This is a genomic window from Spirillospora sp. CA-128828, from assembly GCF_050945415.1.
Lineage (GTDB): Bacteria > Actinomycetota > Actinomycetes > Streptosporangiales > Streptosporangiaceae > Spirillospora.
In genome coordinates, this window is sequence record NZ_CP191986.1 from 1,474,295 (window position 1) to 1,490,133 (window position 15,839).

A 15,839-nucleotide genomic window follows, 5' to 3' on the forward strand; every position below is an offset into this window, starting at 1 on the left:
GTGACTCCAGAGACGCCGGGAAGCGGGTCGACGGTCCGTCGGATCCTGCTCGGGTCACAGCTTCGCCGTCTGCGCGAGCAGAAGGGCGTGACCCGTCAGGACGCCGGCTACGTCATCCGTGCGTCGGAGTCGAAGATCAGCCGCCTTGAGCTCGGCCGGGTCAGCTTCAAAGAACGCGACGTGGACGACCTGCTCACGTTGTACGGCGTCGGCGACAAGACGGAACGCGAGGCGCTGCTACAGCTTGCGCGGGAGGCCAACACCCCCGGTTGGTGGCACCGGTACAACGACGTGCTGCCCGGCTGGTTCCAGACCTATGTCGGCCTGGAGGAGTCGGCGGCGTTGATCCGCACATATGAACTGCAGTTCGTCCCGGGGCTGCTGCAGTCGGAGGGGTATGCGCGAGCGGTGATCCGCCTGGGCAACGCCGGAGCCGCCGAGCAAGAGATCGACCAGCGCGTGGAACTGCGCCTGCAACGTCAGGAGCGCCTCACGGGCCCGGACGCACCGCGCCTTTGGGCCGTGGTGGACGAGGGGGCGCTGCGGCGTCCCATCGGTGGTCCGGAGGTGATGCGGGGCCAGTTCGAGCACCTCATCGAGATGTCCAAGCTGCCCAACGTCACCATCCAGATCATGCCGTTCAGGTTCGGAGGACACGCCGCCGAGGGGGGCGCCTTCACGATCCTGCGTTTTCCCGAGCAGGACCTGCCGGACGTGGTTTACGTCGAGAACCTCACCGGCGCGATGTACCTGGACAAGCGCGACGACGTCGACACCTATCTGCAGGCCATGGAACGCCTGTGCGTCGACAGCGCGACCCCGGAGCGCACCGTCGAGCTTCTTGGTGATCTTCTCAGAGAGACATGATGCTCCAGACCGATTACGACAACGGGATGCCGGCCGCCGAGCTCCTCGGTGCGCGATGGCTGAAGTCCCGGCGAAGCAACTCCCAGGGGAACTGTGTGGAAATCGCCGAGCTGCCCGACGGGCAGGTGGCGATGCGCAACTCCCGCCATCCCGAGGGTCCCGCCCTCATCTACACCCGCCCCGAGATAGAAGCGCTCATCCTTGGAGCCAAGGACGGCGACTTCGACCATCTGATCGCTTCGAGCAACTGAACCGCGAGCGGCCGGTCGGCACCGGTGCACCGACGTCGACCAGGTCGCCCCAACGCGACACGGGCCACCCAGGCGCGAGGGTGGCCTCTTTTTATGCCTCCGGCCGGCTCTTGCCGCCGTCTCAGCCGCAGTTGCCGTAGGCGGACGTACGGCCGTTTCCGCCGAACCGTACGCACGCGCTGGGCGCCTTCACGTACACCGGGCCCGCGTACCACGCGTACGATCCGCTGTCGGTGACAGGGTTGGCGCCCTGCTTCTGGACCCACGTCGACACGGACGACGACTTACCGACGTACTTCGTCTTGATGGTGACGGCGCAGTTGTAGGTCGAACTGTTGTAGAGCAGATAGGCGACGCCCCCGGAGACGCCCATGGAGCGTTGCACGTAGTACCCGCTTCCATGACCGCCGCTGTTGCACACCTGCTGCGGGGTGTACTTGTTGGGCGGCTCCTTGGGAGGGGTACCACCGCCGCCGGGGCTTCGCGTGGGCGTCGAGCCCCCCGGTTGCTGCGGTGAACCCGGCTTCTTGCTTCCGTTGGGGTTCGCAGGGTTCCTGCTCTGGCCGCCCTTCGGCCGCCCCGGCTGCGTCTTCGTCGGGTTCTGGCCCCCTGGCCCGGCGCCGTTCGCGGATCCGGAGTCGCCCTGCGTGCCCTGGTTCTGACCGGACGCCGCGGCGGGCTCGTCGTTGCGCTTGCCGTCCCCCGACCTTGTCGCGGCCCAGGCGGCACCACCCGCGATGACCACGGCGACCGCCACCGCGGCCGCGATGGGCACGGCGAGACGCCCGCGCCTCCTGCCGTCCGATCCGTGCCCGCCGGACGGGACCGGCGGGATCGTCGGCGGCATCCCGGGCGCGGCGTGGAACTGGCCGTGCCCACCGGGCGGCGGCCCGTCGAAGGACGGCTCGTCGCCGAAGGGGGCGGGCTGCGGCGCCGTGTGGTGCCCGGCGCCCGACGGGTCGGTGACGTGCTCGGGCGGCGGGGCCGCTCCGGGCACGCCGGACGGGGAGCCCTGCGGATCGGCCGGTCCCGGCGGCATGAACGCCTGCTGGGGTGCCGGCATCTCCGGCGGAAGCCCGGGGAAGGCGCCCGGCGGCGGGACGGAGGGCACCGGCGAGGACGTGCCGCTGGCCGCGCCGACCAGGCGTTCCTGGGCCTCGCGGGCGGTCGGACGCTGTGCGGGGTCCTTCGCTAGGCACGCCAGGACGAGCTCGCGCATCGGGCTCGGCAGCTCGCCCAGATCCGGCTCCTCCGTCAGGATCCGGTGCATGATCTTGGCCATCTTGTCGTTGCCGAAGGCGGGACGTCCGGTGGCGGCGAACGTCATCGTCGTGCCCCAGGCGAACATGTCGGCGGCCGGGCCGATCTCGTCGTCGGTGAAGTGCTCGGGGGCCATGTAGGCGGGCGTGCCGACGTTGTGCGTCTCATTCGCCCGGCCCAGCGCGCGTGCCACGCCGAAGTCGATGACGCGCGGGCCGTCCGGCCCCATCATCACGTTGTGGGGCTTGAAGTCGCGGTGGACGATCCCGGCCTGGTGGATCGCGGTGAGAGCGGTGAGGGTGCTGACGGCGAGCCGTTCCAGGGCGCCGCCCGTACGGGGCCCCTCCGCCTTCACGATGTTGTGCAGGGACAGTCCGGGCACGTACTCGCTGACGATGTACGGCTGATCGCCCGCCACGTCGGCGTCGAGGACCTGCGCGGTGCAGAAGCGTGCGACGCGCTTGGCGACCTCCAGCTCGCGGACGAAGCGCGCGCGGGCCGACTCGTTCCCGGCGAGCCCGCCGTGCAGCAGCTTGATCGCGACGAACTCCTTGGGACGGGCGCCCGCGGCCTCGCCCGCCGGACGGCCCAGGAAGACCGCGCCCTGTCCGCCCTCACCGAGGCGGCCCAGGATCTTGTAACCGCCCAGCTCCACCGGGTCTCCCGACCGCAGTGGCTGGGCGTCCGGCATCGTCCTGTCCGTCACACCACTCGCTCCCTGTCGCTTCCGCCTCGCAGGACCGTCCGGCAAGACTATGACCAGACGATCGTATGCGCTGCGCAAAGCCGCTGATCACGGGCGTTGGCTGCGAAGACTTAATTGGACTATAGTCCGGTTCTGGTGAAGGGAGATGTCGATGGATCGTCGGCCGGCCGGTGGCAGGCGCGTCGACCTGGAACTGATGCGGACGCCGCCGCCCAAGGAGCGCGCCGACGCCGCGCGCAACCGCGTGAAGGTGCTGGACGCCGCCGCCGCGCTCTTCGCGCGGCACGGAGTCGAGACGGTCACGATGGACGCCGTCGCCACCGAGGCCGGTGTGGGCAAGGGCACACTTTTCCGCCGGTTCGGGGACAAGGCCGGCCTGGCCGTGGCCCTCCTGAACGAACGCGAACGCGAGTTGCAGGACGCGATCCTGTCGGGTCCGGCTCCGCTCGGCCCTGGGGGCGGTGCCGCGGCCGTCCCGGCGCCGGAGCGTCTGCACGCCTTCGCCGATGCCTACCTGGACTACGTCCTCGACCACCTGTCGCTGGTGCGCATGTCGGAGACGGCCTCGCCTGGGGCGCGATACCGCATCGGCGCCTACGGCTTCTGGCATAGGCACCTGACGATCCTGCTCGATCAGTGCGGCGACGCGGTCCCCGACGGCGAGGCCGTGGCGCACGCACTGCTCGCCGTCCTCGGCGCGGAACACCTGGCCGCCATGGTCGAGGGCGTGGGGACGGAACGCGCGCGCGCCACCGTCCGCGCGTTCTTCGACATGGCGCCTAGCTAGAGAGATCCGGAAACGACGAAAGCCCCCGCATGCGGGGGCTTTCGTGCGCCTGGGCCTGCCGGGGCCAAGGCGGTGGGTGTCAGGCCGGGTCGGGTGTCCGCCGCTTTGAGCGGGCCTCCGCCCGGCCTTCCGCCTTGCCCGGTGGACCCTCCTGGGCGTGATTGCGTTCCAACTGCGCGGCGACCGCGAGGGCGCGCAACGACGTTGTCTTCACATGTTTCCGTTCGGCGGTGGAACGGGTGCGGGGAATGCTGCTCGGCACGGTTCACCTCCGTGGGTCGTGGACGTGCGTGCTACCCGGCCGGCCGGGCTTCGCACGGTAGTTGCAACCGCAAGATCCTTCCGGCTATTCCGAGTGATCGTTCCGTTTAGCGCCGGTCCGGATCCGGCCGCCGCGAGCGGCGAGCCGTCAGAGGTGTCCGTCAGAGGTAGAGGCCGACGCCGTCGGGCGTCCCGTGCTTGCCGGGCCGCAGGTCGGCGGCCCGCAGGGTGGCGAGCTCGGAGGCGTCCGACGAGGCCGTGAGGCGTTCGGACTGGGCGCCTATGGCGCCGTCCAGGAGGTTGCGCATCAGGCGGCCGTTGCCGAAGGACGGGCCCCGCGGCACGTCCCGGAGCAGCAGCCGGAGGCGGGCGGGGACGTCCGCGGCCAGGGTGAGGCCCTCGCGCTCGGCGAGCCGCGTGAAGATCGCGACCAGTTCGCCCTCGGAGTAGTCGGGGAAGGACAGGCGCTTGGGCAGCCGGGATTCGAGACCGGAGTTCGCGGCCAGGAAGCCCTTCATCTCGCGTTCGTATCCGGCCACGATGACCACCAGGTCGCCGCGGTACTCCTCCATGAGCTGGACGAGCGTGGACACGGCCTCCTGGCTGTAGATGTCGCCGGCCAGCGCGTAGGCCTCGTCGATGAACAGGACGCCACCGAGGGCCTGCTCCACGGCGGCCCGCACGCGCGGTGCCGTCTGCCCCATGTAGGGCCCGACGAGGTCGGCCCGGGAGACCTCGACGAGATGTCCGGACGACAGGAGCCCGAGTTGCGCGTACACGGCGGCGACGAGGCGGGCGACGGTCGTCTTCGCGGTGCCCGGGTTGCCGGTGAAGATCATGTGGCGGGCCGGTACGCCGACCGGCTGACCGGCGGCGCGGCGGAGCTCGGCGGCGCGGGCCTCGGCGGCGAGCCGGTGCACCTCCTGCTTGACGGCGGTGAGGCCGATGAGCGCGTCGAGTTCGGCGAGCGGGTCGGTGACCGGCCGCACGCGGGTGGATCCGGTGAGGGTGTCCGGGATGTCGGACGGGAGGAGGGCCGCGAGGTCCTCAGGGGCGGGTTTGCGCAGGGCGGTGACGCGGCGCGCCTGGAGGGCGGTGGCGCGTTCGGAGAGGTTGCGCATGACGCGGGCGTTCCCGAACGAGCGGCCGCGCGGGACGCGGCGCAGCAGCTCGACGATCTTGTCGTGGGCGGCGGGGGAGGGCGACAGCCCGGCGGCCGCGGCCTGCCCGGCGAAGATCTCGACGAGCTCGGCGTCGGTGAAGTCGGGGAACCGGACGGTGAGCGGGAAGCGGGACGCGAGGCCGGGGTCGGACGTGATGAACCGCTGCATCTCGCGCTGGTATCCGGCGACGATGACGACGAGGTCGTCGCGGTTGTCCTCCATGACCTTCAGCAGCTCGGCGATGGCCTCGGGGCCGTAGTCGTCGTCCGACCCCGTCTGGGTCAGCGCGTAGGCCTCGTCGATGAACAGGACGCCGCCGATGGCGCGCTGGGCGACCTGCCGTGTCTTCACGGCCGTCTCGCCCACGTAGCGGCCCACGAGCCCGGCACGGGACGTCTCGATCATGTGCCCGGAGGTCAGCACCCCGAGGTCCTTGAGGACGCGGGCGAGCAGCCGCGCGACCACGGTCTTGCCGGTGCCGGGATTGCCGGTGAACACCATGTGCCTGGCGGGCCCCGCCGGGACGGGCAGCCCGGCGTCGCGGCGCATCTTCGCGGCCTTCGCGCCGGCGACGATGAGCTCGATCTCCTGCTTGACGGTGCCGAGACCGGTGAGCGCGGCGAGTTCGGTCATCGGGTCGTCGGCGGGTGAGTCGAACGAGGCGGGGACGTCCGGACGCTTGACGACGAGCTCTTCCCCGGGCTCCGTGCGTCCGCGGACCGATTCCACGACGATGTCGGCGAGGCGCTGGGCGAGGCGGGCGTTGCGCAGGTTCCGCACGGGCGGCGTCCGGACGAGCAGCTGACCGGCCGCGGTCAGGGCACGCTTGTGTGCGCGCGCCCCACGGTTCTGGACGGCACGGTTGAACAGCTCGGCGTATCCCTCCGCGGTGAACGGATGCGTTCGGACGACCTGGAACCGCAACGCGAGCCCAGGGTTGACCTCACGGATCCGTTCATCCCCGCCGGGCTCGCACAGAGCGACGACGTGGAGGTCGTCGTGGACGTCGAGGGCCCGGTGCAACTGCTCGACGATGGCCTCGCCGCTCTGCGCGTCGTGGGACATGTCGTCCAGGCCGTCGATGACCATCAAGCGCGTCCCGGCGCAGTCGCGTGCGTCGTTGTAGAGGTGCATGGTCGCGGCCGCGACCTCCTTGGCGGCGAAGAAGTCGTCGGCCAGCCACAGTGGCGGTTCGGTGATGCCGTGCCGCTGGACGAGCCGGGCGATCTCCTGGGCCGCGTCCCGCTTGCCGGTGCCGTCCGGGCCGACGATCATCAGCCGGACCGGCCCGTCGCCCGCCGCGATCTCCTCCAGCGCGGCGACGACGGCGGGCTGGCCGACGAGACCGGTCTCGATCTCGACCCGGCGGGCGCCGCGCGGGCGGGACGGGGCCTTGGAGAGGCTCGCGGCCAGCGGGTTCACCATCTTGCGGCGCGGCGTGAACAGCCGCCGGACGTCCTGCTGGAAGCCCGCGACCGGGATCCATACGGGTTCGGGGGAGTTCGCGGGACCGGGCAGCCCCTGGACGACGCCGGTGAAGCGGGTCGCCATGTCGAGCCAGCCGCGGCAGGCGTCGATGGCACCGGCGCCCAGGGCCCGCGCCAGCCATGCCCACTCGTCGATCGACCATGTTTCGGGGTCGAACGAGCCGCGCGCGTCCTCGAACCGCCTGAGCAGCTCGCCGTACTGGTCCTCGGTGAGGACGACCGACAGCTCGGCGGGCACCTGCTTGAGCCCGGCCTGGAGCAGCAGCCGGTAGAGCAGCTCGTCGGTGCTCTCGTCGTGCGGGGCGACCTCGCGGAGGTGCTCGTGCACGGGCAGCAGCCCAGAGCACACCCATTCCAGGTAGCCGATGGGCCCGGCCAGTTCCGGCAGGACCGCCACGATCTCGTCGTCGGCCTGGGCCTCCCAGAGGTCGCGCCGCCGCTCCAGCGGATGTTCGATCCACTTGCCGGGCGGAGGGGTCTCGTACAGCCTGAGCAGCGCCTGCCGCCGCCGCTCGAACGGCTCGACGCCCGCGAAGACGGCGAGCGACTCGCGGGCCAGGGTGAGGGCGAGGTCCTGGTCGCCGGCGTCCTCAAGCCAGTCGAACGGCCGGAAGGTGCCCGACCCGGCGCTCCATTCGGCGCGCGCCTGGGCCGGGTCGAGCGGCTCGGCCAGGTACCGCCCGAAGAACTCGTGGAACAGCTTCGAGCTGGACCCCGACTGGATGGTGGCGGAGCCCGGCAGGAAGCCGAGGAGCGTCATCATCTCGGCGACGACCAGCGAGGCAGGGGTGGTCATCAGGCCGTGCTGGGCGGTGGTCAGCTTGCTGCAGCGCTCGTCGCCGGCGAGCGCGTCGATCCGGTCGCGGATCTCGTCGAACAGCCCGTCCGGGACGCGCCACGGCCCCGCCGCGTAGAAATCGAGCACGGGCTCGTCCGAGACGAGCAGTTCCAGGTGTTCCGGCAGCCGCACCGCGTTCCCTCTCAAAGCACACAACCCCGGCCGAACAGCGTAACGAGCTGGAAGCTCCCCCGGGACCGGACGAACGGGACTCGACCAGGGGGCGCGCGCAGAACAATCGCGCATTTTTCGATCCAGCCGCGATCTATCACGTTGTTCACCACGCACGACCGGTCCGCGGCGGCGGCCGAACCGTTCAACTGGGTAGGTATCTGAAGATTCGGTTCGCGCCCGCCGTGGGAGACATACGTGATCACAAAGCTGCTCGTCGCCAACCGGGGCGAGATCGCCGTGCGCGCCTTCCGCGCGGCCTACGAACTCGGCATCGCCAGCGTCGCCGTCTACGCACACGAGGACCGGCTGTCCCTGCACCGGCAGAAGGCGGACGAGGCGTACGAGATCGGCGAGCACGGCCATCCCGTCCGCGCCTACCTGGACGTGGACGGGATCGTCGAGACGGCGCTGCGGGTGGGGGCCGACGCCGTCTACCCCGGCTACGGGTTCCTGTCGGAGAGCCCGGAGCTGGCGGCGGCGTGCGAACGCAACGGGATCACGTTCGTCGGGCCGCCGTCGCGCGTGCTGAACCTGGCGGGCAACAAGATCGAGGCGGTCGCCGCGGCGCGGCGCGCGGGCCTGCCGGTGCTGCGCTCGGCGACGCCCGAGCCGGGACGGGAACTCGCGGCGGCCGACGAGGTCGGTTTTCCTCTGTTCGTGAAGGCCGCGGCGGGCGGCGGCGGGCGCGGCCTGCGCCGCGTCGACCACCGCGAGGACCTGGAGGCCGCCGTGGACACGGCGCGCCGCGAGGCGGAGAGCGCGTTCGGCGACCCCACCGTCTTCCTTGAGCAGGCCGTGGACCGCCCCCGGCACATCGAGGTGCAGATCCTCGCGGACGGCGCCGGGCACGTCGTCCATCTGCGCGAACGTGACTGCTCGGTGCAGCGCCGCCACCAGAAGGTCGTCGAGATCGCGCCCGCGCCCCGGCTGGACGCGGATGCCGCGCGGCGGCTGTGCGATGACGCCGTGCGGTTCGCCCAGGAGATCGGCTACGAGAACGCGGGCACGGTCGAGTTCCTTGTGGACGACCGCGGCGAGCACGTGTTCATCGAGATGAACCCGCGCATCCAGGTCGAGCACACCGTCACCGAGGAGGTCACGGGCATCGACCTGGTGCAGAGCCAGTTGCGCATCGCGGGGGGCGAGACGCTCGCCGACCTCGGCATCGCGCAGGACGAGGTGAGCGTGAACGGCTTCGCCGTGCAGTGCCGCATCACCACCGAGGACCCCGCGAACGGCTTCCGTCCCGACACCGGGAAGATCTCGGCGTACCGGTCGCCGGGCGGCGCCGGGGTGCGGCTCGACACCGGTACCGCCTACGGCGGCGCGATCGTCTCGCCGCACTTCGACTCGCTGCTGGTGAAGCTGACGTGCCGCGGCCGGACGTTCGAGGAGGCCGTGCGGCGGGCGCGCCGGGCCGTCGCCGAGTTCCGCATCCGCGGTGTCGCGTCCAACATCCCCTTCCTCCGGGCACTTCTGGAGGAGCCGGACTTCCGTGCGGGCGGCGTCACGACGTCCTACATCGCCGACCATCCCGACCTGCTCACGGCCCGTTCGAGCGGTGACCGCGCGACGCGGCTCGTCCGGTATCTGGCGGACGTCACCGTCAACAAGCCGCACGGCGACGCGCCCACCGACCTCGACCCGGCGACCAAGCTGCCTCCGCTGAACCAGGACGGACCGCTCCCTGAAGGCTCGCGTGACCGGCTACTGGCTCTCGGCGCGCGCGCGTTCGCCGAGCAACTCCGGAACCAGAACACCTTGGCCGTCACCGACACGACGTTCCGGGACGCGCATCAGTCGCTACTCGCCACGCGAGTACGTACCTACGACCTGCTCGCCGCCGCGCCCTACCTCGCCCGTATGACTCCGGAGCTTCTCTCCGTCGAGGCATGGGGCGGCGCAACGTACGACGTCGCGCTCCGTTTCCTGGGCGAGTCTCCCTGGGACAGGCTGGCCGCGATCCGGGAGGCCGCGCCGAACCTGTGCATCCAGATGCTTCTGCGTGGCCGCAACACCGTCGGATACACGCCGTACCCCGACTCCGTGGCTCGCGCCTTCGTGAAGGAAGCGGCCACTACAGGAGTCGACATCTTCCGCGTGTTCGACGCCCTGAACGACGTGGAGCGCATGCGTCCGGCCATCGACGCCGTTCTGCAGACCCACGCCCTGGTCGAAGGCACCCTCTGCTACACCGGTGACTTGTCGGCCCCAGACGAACGTCTGTACACCCTCGACTACTACCTGCGGCTCGCCGAGGAACTGGTCGAGGCGGGCGTCCACATCCTGTGCATCAAGGACATGGCCGGTCTGCTCCGGGCCCCGGCCGCGCGCACACTGGTCCGGGCCCTCCGCGAGCGGTTCGACCTGCCCGTCCACCTGCACACCCACGACACTGCCGGCGGTCAGATCGGCACTTACATCGCCGCCATCGAGGCGGGTGTCGACGCCGTCGACGGAGCCGCCGCACCACTCTCGGGCACCACGAGCCAGCCGCCCCTCCAGGCCATCGTGGCCGCGACCGACTTCACCGACGCCGCCACCGGGATCGACCTGGACGCGCTCACCGTGATGGAGCCGTACTGGGAGGCCGTCCGGAAGCTTTACGCACCGTTCGAGATGGGGCTCCCGTCTCCGACCGGACGCGTCTACCAGCACGAGATCCCAGGCGGGCAGCTGTCCAATCTGCGGCAGCAGGCCGTCGCGCTCGGCCTCGGCGACCGCTTCGAGGAGATCGAGCGCTGCTACGCGGCCGCGGACGCGATCCTCGGGCGGCTCGTGAAGGTCACCCCGTCCAGCAAGGTCGTCGGCGACCTGGCCCTGCACCTCGTCGCGGCGGGCGCCGACCCGGACGACTTCGCCGAGAACCCGGACCGCTACGACATCCCGGACAGCGTCATCGGGTTCCTCAACGGTGAACTGGGCGACCCGCCCGGCGGATGGCCCGAACCGTTCCGCACCAAGGCCCTCGCAGGACGCCAGTACACGCCCGCCCGCGCCGAACTCAACGGCGCCGAGGAGAAGGCATTGGACGGCCCAGACGTGCGTGACACTCTCGACCGTCTGCTCTTCCCCGGCCCAGCGAAGGACTACCGCGAAGCCCGCGCGGCCTACGGCGACCTGTCCGTCCTGCCCACGGGCCCGTTCCTCTACGGGCTCCACACGGGACACGAGGTCGCGTTCGACCTCGAACCCGGTGTGCGTGTCCTGGCCGGGCTGGAGGCCGTCGGCGACATCGACGAGGCCGGCGTCCGGCAGGTCATCTGCACGGTGAACGGCCAGCTCCGCACCCTGTCCGTCCGCGACAAGTCCGTCGCCTCGGACGCGCCGCCGGTCGAACGCGCCGACCCGGCCGAACCCGGCCACGTCGCCGCCCCGTTCGACGGGTCGGTGACGTTGCGCGTGGCGAAGGGCGACGAGGTCGCCACCGGTGACGTGGTCGCCACCATCGAGGCGATGAAGATGGAGGCCGCCATCACCGCCCCGGTGGCCGGCACCATCGCCCGCCTGGCCGTCCCCGCGGCGACCCCGGTCCAGGCCGGCGACCTCCTTCTCGTCATCCAGGAGTAGCTCGTCATCCAGGACTGGACGGAGGGCGTACCGCGTAGCCGGAGAGGGACGGTTCCAGGAGGTCGAAGGCGGTCCTCGCGGACTCGGCGAGGGCCGTCGCGATCTCGTCGTGGGTCTCGCCGTTCAGGGTCCGGCGGAGGGTCTCCTGGAACAGGACGCGGTGGACTCCGCCCAGTTGCGCGGCGACGATGCGGGGGAGGACGTCGTCCGGTCCTTTGCCGGTCTCCGTGGCCAGGACTGCGGCGAGGGCGTCCTCCCGCTCCTCATGGAACTCGCGGAGCCGCGCGACCAGCGCCGGACTCTCGACGATCATGCGCGCGAAGCCGGGGCCGGAGAAGCCGATCACGGCGTCGTGCTTGGCGACCGCCTGCAGGAACCCGCGGCGGAGCGCGGCCAGCGCCGACTCGCCCGGCTCCCGCTCGGCGACCGTCCGGGCGAGCAGGGCGACGAACACCTCGTGCAGGTCGAGCGCCAGGTCCTCCTTGCGCGGGAAGTAGTTGGTGACCGTCATCTTCGCGACCTGCGCCGCCGCCGCGACGTCGGCGATCGTCACCTGGTCGAAGCCGTGCCGCATGAACAGGCGCGTCGCCTGGTGCGAGATGTTCTGCCTCGTCTGCTGCTTCTTCATCTCACGGAGTCCCATGCGGCCATCATCTCATACCTCGACCTAAATTTCTTCTTGACATATACTTATGTCGATCCTAAGTTTATGTCGCAAGCCTGATGGGTACCGAGATCGGGTGACCCGTTCCCTCCCGGCCGGACGAGCAAAGGACACCGCCCTGAACGCCAGCCACGCGCCGAGCGCGTCTCTCCGCGCCACCGTGAACCTCGTCGACCCGATGAAGGACTACCTCTCCCGCATCGGGCGCACCGCGCTGCTCACCGCCGAGCAGGAGGTCGAACTGGCCAAGCGCATCGAGGCCGGCCTGTTCGCCCGTGAGCGCCTCGAAACCCTCGGCGACGAACTGAGCCTCCAGGACAAGCAGGACCTGGAGTGGATCGCCGCCGACGGCCGCCGCGCCAAGGAGCACATGGTCGAGGCGAACCTGCGCCTCGTCGTGTCGCTCGCCAAGCGCTACATGGGCCACGGCCTTCCGCTGAACGACCTCGTCCAGGAGGGCAACCTCGGCCTGATCCGCGCCGTGGAGAAGTTCGAGTACCGCCGCGGCCTGAAGTTCTCCACCTACGCCGTCTGGTGGATCAAGCAGGCGATCAGCCGCGCGCTGGCCGACCAGAGCCGCACGATCCGCATCCCGGTGCACGTCGTCGAGGTGCTCAACCGGATGACGCGGGTCCGCCGGCGGATGATGCAGGACCTCGGCCGCGAGCCGACCTCGCAGGAGCTGGCCGTCGAGCTCGACGTCACGCCGGAGAAGGTCGAGTGGCTGCGGCGGCAGGCCCGCGAGCCGCTGTCCCTGCACACCCCGCTCGGCGAGGACGGAGACGGCGAGCTCGGCGACGTCATCGAGGACCCGGACGGCGGCGACCCCGCCGACGTCGTCGCGTCCTCGATGCTGCGCGGGCGCCTCGACGCCGTCCTGGAGACGCTCACCGAACGCGAGGCCGGCGTGATCTCGCTGCGGTTCGGGCTGTCCGGCGGCGAGCCCAAGACGCTCGAAGAGGTCGGCAAGGTCTACGGGGTGACGCGCGAGCGCATCCGGCAGATCGAGTCCAAGGGCATGCACAAGCTGCGCCACCCGTCCCGCCGCGAAACCCTCGCCGACCTGCTCAGCTGAGACGGGGGCACCGTTCGCCGGCCGGGTCCTCCGTCCCCACGGCGGCGCGTACATCGGTCGATGACCGGAGAACGTCGCCGAAACGGTGCACTCCCCGCGCGCCGGAATGAGAAAGTAGATGATCAGAGAGGCGACTTCTCGGGACATCTCGGCGCGGCGGAGAGACGGGGACGATGGCGAGGCGGTTCGGACGGCTGGGGCGGCTCGCGGGCACCGACGCGTTGCGCGGGGGTGCGGCCGGCGCCGCGCTGGCGCTGACCGTGACCCTGGCGCAGGCGCCCGCGACGGCGGCGCAGGACGGGCCCGCCGCCGCTCCGCCCGCGGCCTCGCCCTCCGCCCTGCCGGTGCCCGGCCCGTCGACCATGCCGTTCGACCCCGCCAAGCTGCGGGCCACGCTGGACGCCACCCATGACGCGGGGATGTACGGGATCTTCTCCGAGGCCAAGGACGGCGCCACCACCTGGGCGGGCGCGTCCGGTGTCGCGGACGTGCGCACCGCGCGCCCGGTCACGGCGAACATGCAGCAGCGCGTGGGCAGCATCACCAAGTCGTTCGTCGCCACCGCGATCCTTCAGCAGGTCGAGAAGGGGCACATCGGCCTCGACACCCCGGTCGGCCGCTATCTGCCCGGCCTCCTTCCGGGCTCCTACGGCGACCAGACCACCGTCCGGATGCTGCTCGACCACACCAGCGGGATCGGCGACTACATCGCCGGGGCGTTCCCGTCGTTGCAGGAACTGTCACCGGAGAGCCTGGACGAGTCCCGGTTCCGCAACGTCCGGCCAGAGCAGCTCATCAAGTGGGGGTTGCAGGCGCCGCGTACAGGAGAGCCAGGCGAGCGGTGGTCTTACTCCAACACCAACTACGTCATCGCCGGACTTCTCCTGGAGAAGGTGACCAGAAGCAAGGCGGAGAAGTACATCACCCGGAACGTCATCGACAAGGCCGGGTTGAAGCACACCTACTTCCCGTCCACAGCGTGGATGACCGGCCCGCACTCGCGGATGTACGAATCGCTGTACCAGCACATCAAGCCCCCGCGCGACTACAGCACCTACGACATGAGCTGGGCCGGGACGGCGGGCGCGCTGGTCTCCACGATGGACGACCTCAACCGCTTCTACCGCAAGCTCCTCACCGGCGGTCTCATCGGTAAGGACGCCCTGGCGCAGATGCAGCGGACCATTCCCGTGAAGGACGCCGACGGCAACGTCCTCATGAACTACGGTCTCGGGCTCTACTCCCTCGACCTGCCGTGCGGGACGTTCTGGGGCCACGACGGCGCCGTCTTCGGGGCCGGAACCCAGTCGCTGTCGTCAGCCGGCGGTGCCCGGCAGATCTCGGTCGCGCTCAACCTGATGAAGTACCAGCAGCTCAACGCCAACGGCTCGCCCGCCCCGCACCCGATCGACAACGCGCTGGCCGCGCACGTGGTGGAGGCCCTCTGCGGTACCCAGCCCGCCACGAGGACGGCGGGCCCCGCCCCGCCCGTCCGGCTGCAGCCGCTCCAGTCCCTGCACGTCGTCCGGTGAGCCGCCGGACCTCCGCTCAGACGAGGTCGGACGGGTCGGTGTTGGCGCCGCACAGCACCACCACGACGCGTTCCCCGGCGGACGGCCGGTAGGCGCCGGTGCGCAGGGCGGCGACCGCGGCCGCCGTGCCGTGCTCGACGACCAGCCGGTACTCGTCCCAGACGAACCGGCGCGCCTCGATGATCGCCTCGTCGGTGACCAGGGCGGGGAGCACACCGGTACGGGACGCGACCGCGAACGCGATGTCGCCGAGCCGCGTGGCGCCGAGCGAGTCCGCGGCGATCCCGGAGACGTCGACGTCGACCGGGCGTCCCGCGTGCAGGGCGCGTTCGAGGGTCGGGATCGTCTCCGGCTCGACGCCGACTGCGCGGGCGTGCCCGTCGAGGGCGGTGGCGACGCCCGCGATCAGCCCGCCCCCGCCGACCGCCAGCAGGACGGTGTCCACCTCGCCGCCCGTCTGCTCCAGGATCTCCAGGCCGAGAGTGCCCTGGCCGGCGCACACCTCGGGCTGATCGTAGGCGTGGCAGAACAGCGCGCCGGTGTCGGCCGCCCGCTTGGTGGCGGCGTCCTGGGCCTCGGCGTACCGGGTGCCGACCTGGACGACCTGCGCGCCGAGGGCGCGCAGCCGCGCGACCTTCACCGCCGGCGCCGTCTCCGGAACGAACACCTCGGCGGAGACGCCCACCTGCGACGCCGCGTACGCGAAGGCGAGACCCGCGTTGCCGCCCGACGCCGCGACGACGCCGGCGTCCGGCAGCCGCCCCTCGTCCCGCGCGGCCAGGATGTGGTTGAACGCGCCGCGCGCCTTGAACGACCCGCTGTGCTGCGTCAGTTCGAGCTTCAGCCACATCCGCCCGGCGGCCGCGAGCGGGCCCGGGTCGACCTCGATCAGCGGCGTGCGGCGGATGCGCCCCGCCACGCGACGCGCCGCGGCCTGGACGTCCGAAGGTTCGATCACCGGGTCTCCCTCCCGAGACATAAGCAGCCAACCCTAGTTTGGCGCATGACCACTCCCCGGGCCACCCGGCCGTCAGCGCTGGTCTGGGGCGACCCCAGACCCCCGGCAAGGGCGGCTGACCGTCGTCCTCCACTCCGCCGGCGCTCCGCTCCGGACGCCGGTCAGCGCGCGGTGCGTCGATGGTCAGCGGGGGCGGCGAGTCTCTTCATCGGCGCGGGAAACACGTCCCGCCGGATGAAATAGGAG

Annotated in this window: 10 protein-coding genes; 6 read left to right on the forward strand and 4 right to left on the reverse strand. The window is 71.1% G+C overall.

All coding sequences use genetic code 11. The features are described from left to right. Positions 1-45: 45 nt before the first annotated feature. Positions 46-867, forward strand: a complete 822-nt coding sequence (locus ACQPXG_RS07600; RefSeq protein ID WP_433469916.1) for a helix-turn-helix domain-containing protein — start codon at positions 46-48, stop codon at positions 865-867. After that, positions 864-1,118, forward strand: a complete 255-nt coding sequence (locus ACQPXG_RS07605; RefSeq protein WP_433466901.1) for a DUF397 domain-containing protein — start codon at positions 864-866, stop codon at positions 1,116-1,118. The genes ACQPXG_RS07600 and ACQPXG_RS07605 overlap by 4 nt, the downstream gene beginning before the upstream one ends. A gap of 121 nt (positions 1,119-1,239) precedes the next feature. On the opposite strand, the gene ACQPXG_RS07610 is transcribed toward ACQPXG_RS07605, so the two are convergent. Then, positions 1,240-3,084 carry a protein kinase domain-containing protein gene (locus ACQPXG_RS07610; RefSeq protein ID WP_433466902.1) on the reverse strand — a complete coding sequence of 615 codons (1,845 nt, stop codon included), beginning with the start codon at positions 3,082-3,084 and terminating at the stop codon, positions 1,240-1,242. A 151-nt stretch (positions 3,085-3,235) separates the two neighbouring features. Between ACQPXG_RS07610 and ACQPXG_RS07615 the strand changes: the two genes are divergently transcribed. Beyond that, positions 3,236-3,871, forward strand: a complete 636-nt coding sequence (locus ACQPXG_RS07615; RefSeq protein ID WP_433466903.1) for a TetR/AcrR family transcriptional regulator — start codon at positions 3,236-3,238, stop codon at positions 3,869-3,871. 422 nt (positions 3,872-4,293) lie between these two features. Here the strand turns inward: ACQPXG_RS07615 and ACQPXG_RS07620 are convergent, their stop codons facing one another. Next, complete coding sequence (locus tag ACQPXG_RS07620; protein ID WP_433466904.1) at positions 4,294-7,752, reverse strand: AAA family ATPase; 3,459 nt, start codon at positions 7,750-7,752, stop codon at positions 4,294-4,296. 237 nt (positions 7,753-7,989) lie between these two features. Here ACQPXG_RS07620 and ACQPXG_RS07625 point away from each other — a divergent pair, with 237 nt between their 5' ends. Beyond that, a complete protein-coding gene (locus ACQPXG_RS07625) occupies positions 7,990-11,364 on the forward strand; it encodes a pyruvate carboxylase (protein WP_433466905.1) in 3,375 nt (1,124 codons plus the stop codon). 4 nt (positions 11,365-11,368) lie between these two features. Here ACQPXG_RS07625 and ACQPXG_RS07630 read toward each other — a convergent pair whose 3' ends face one another. Next, positions 11,369-12,007 (reverse strand): TetR/AcrR family transcriptional regulator, encoded by a 639-nt coding sequence (locus ACQPXG_RS07630; protein ID WP_433466906.1) that lies wholly within the window; start codon positions 12,005-12,007, stop codon positions 11,369-11,371. 97 nt (positions 12,008-12,104) lie between these two features. Here ACQPXG_RS07630 and ACQPXG_RS07635 point away from each other — a divergent pair, with 97 nt between their 5' ends. Beyond that, a complete protein-coding gene (locus ACQPXG_RS07635; RefSeq protein WP_433466907.1) occupies positions 12,105-13,103 on the forward strand; it encodes an RNA polymerase sigma factor in 999 nt (332 codons plus the stop codon). 173 nt (positions 13,104-13,276) lie between these two features. Then, entirely contained in the window at positions 13,277-14,635 is a 1,359-nt protein-coding gene (locus ACQPXG_RS07640) for a serine hydrolase domain-containing protein (protein ID WP_433466908.1), read from the forward strand. Positions 14,636-14,651: 16 nt separating this feature from the next. Here the strand turns inward: ACQPXG_RS07640 and ACQPXG_RS07645 are convergent, their stop codons facing one another. Continuing rightward, a complete protein-coding gene (locus ACQPXG_RS07645) occupies positions 14,652-15,593 on the reverse strand; it encodes a threonine/serine dehydratase (RefSeq protein WP_433466909.1) in 942 nt (313 codons plus the stop codon). Between the last annotated feature and the right edge of the window lie 246 nt (positions 15,594-15,839).

Coding starts and splice junctions, on each gene's coding strand:
- ACQPXG_RS07605 (WP_433466901.1), top strand. CDS start 864: ATGATGCTCCAGACCGATTACGACAACGGGATGCCGGCCGCCGAGCTC.
- ACQPXG_RS07615 (WP_433466903.1), top strand. CDS start 3,236: ATGGATCGTCGGCCGGCCGGTGGCAGGCGCGTCGACCTGGAACTGATG.
- ACQPXG_RS07630 (WP_433466906.1), bottom strand. CDS start 12,007: ATGGGACTCCGTGAGATGAAGAAGCAGCAGACGAGGCAGAACATCTCG.
- ACQPXG_RS07640 (WP_433466908.1), top strand. CDS start 13,277: ATGGCGAGGCGGTTCGGACGGCTGGGGCGGCTCGCGGGCACCGACGCG.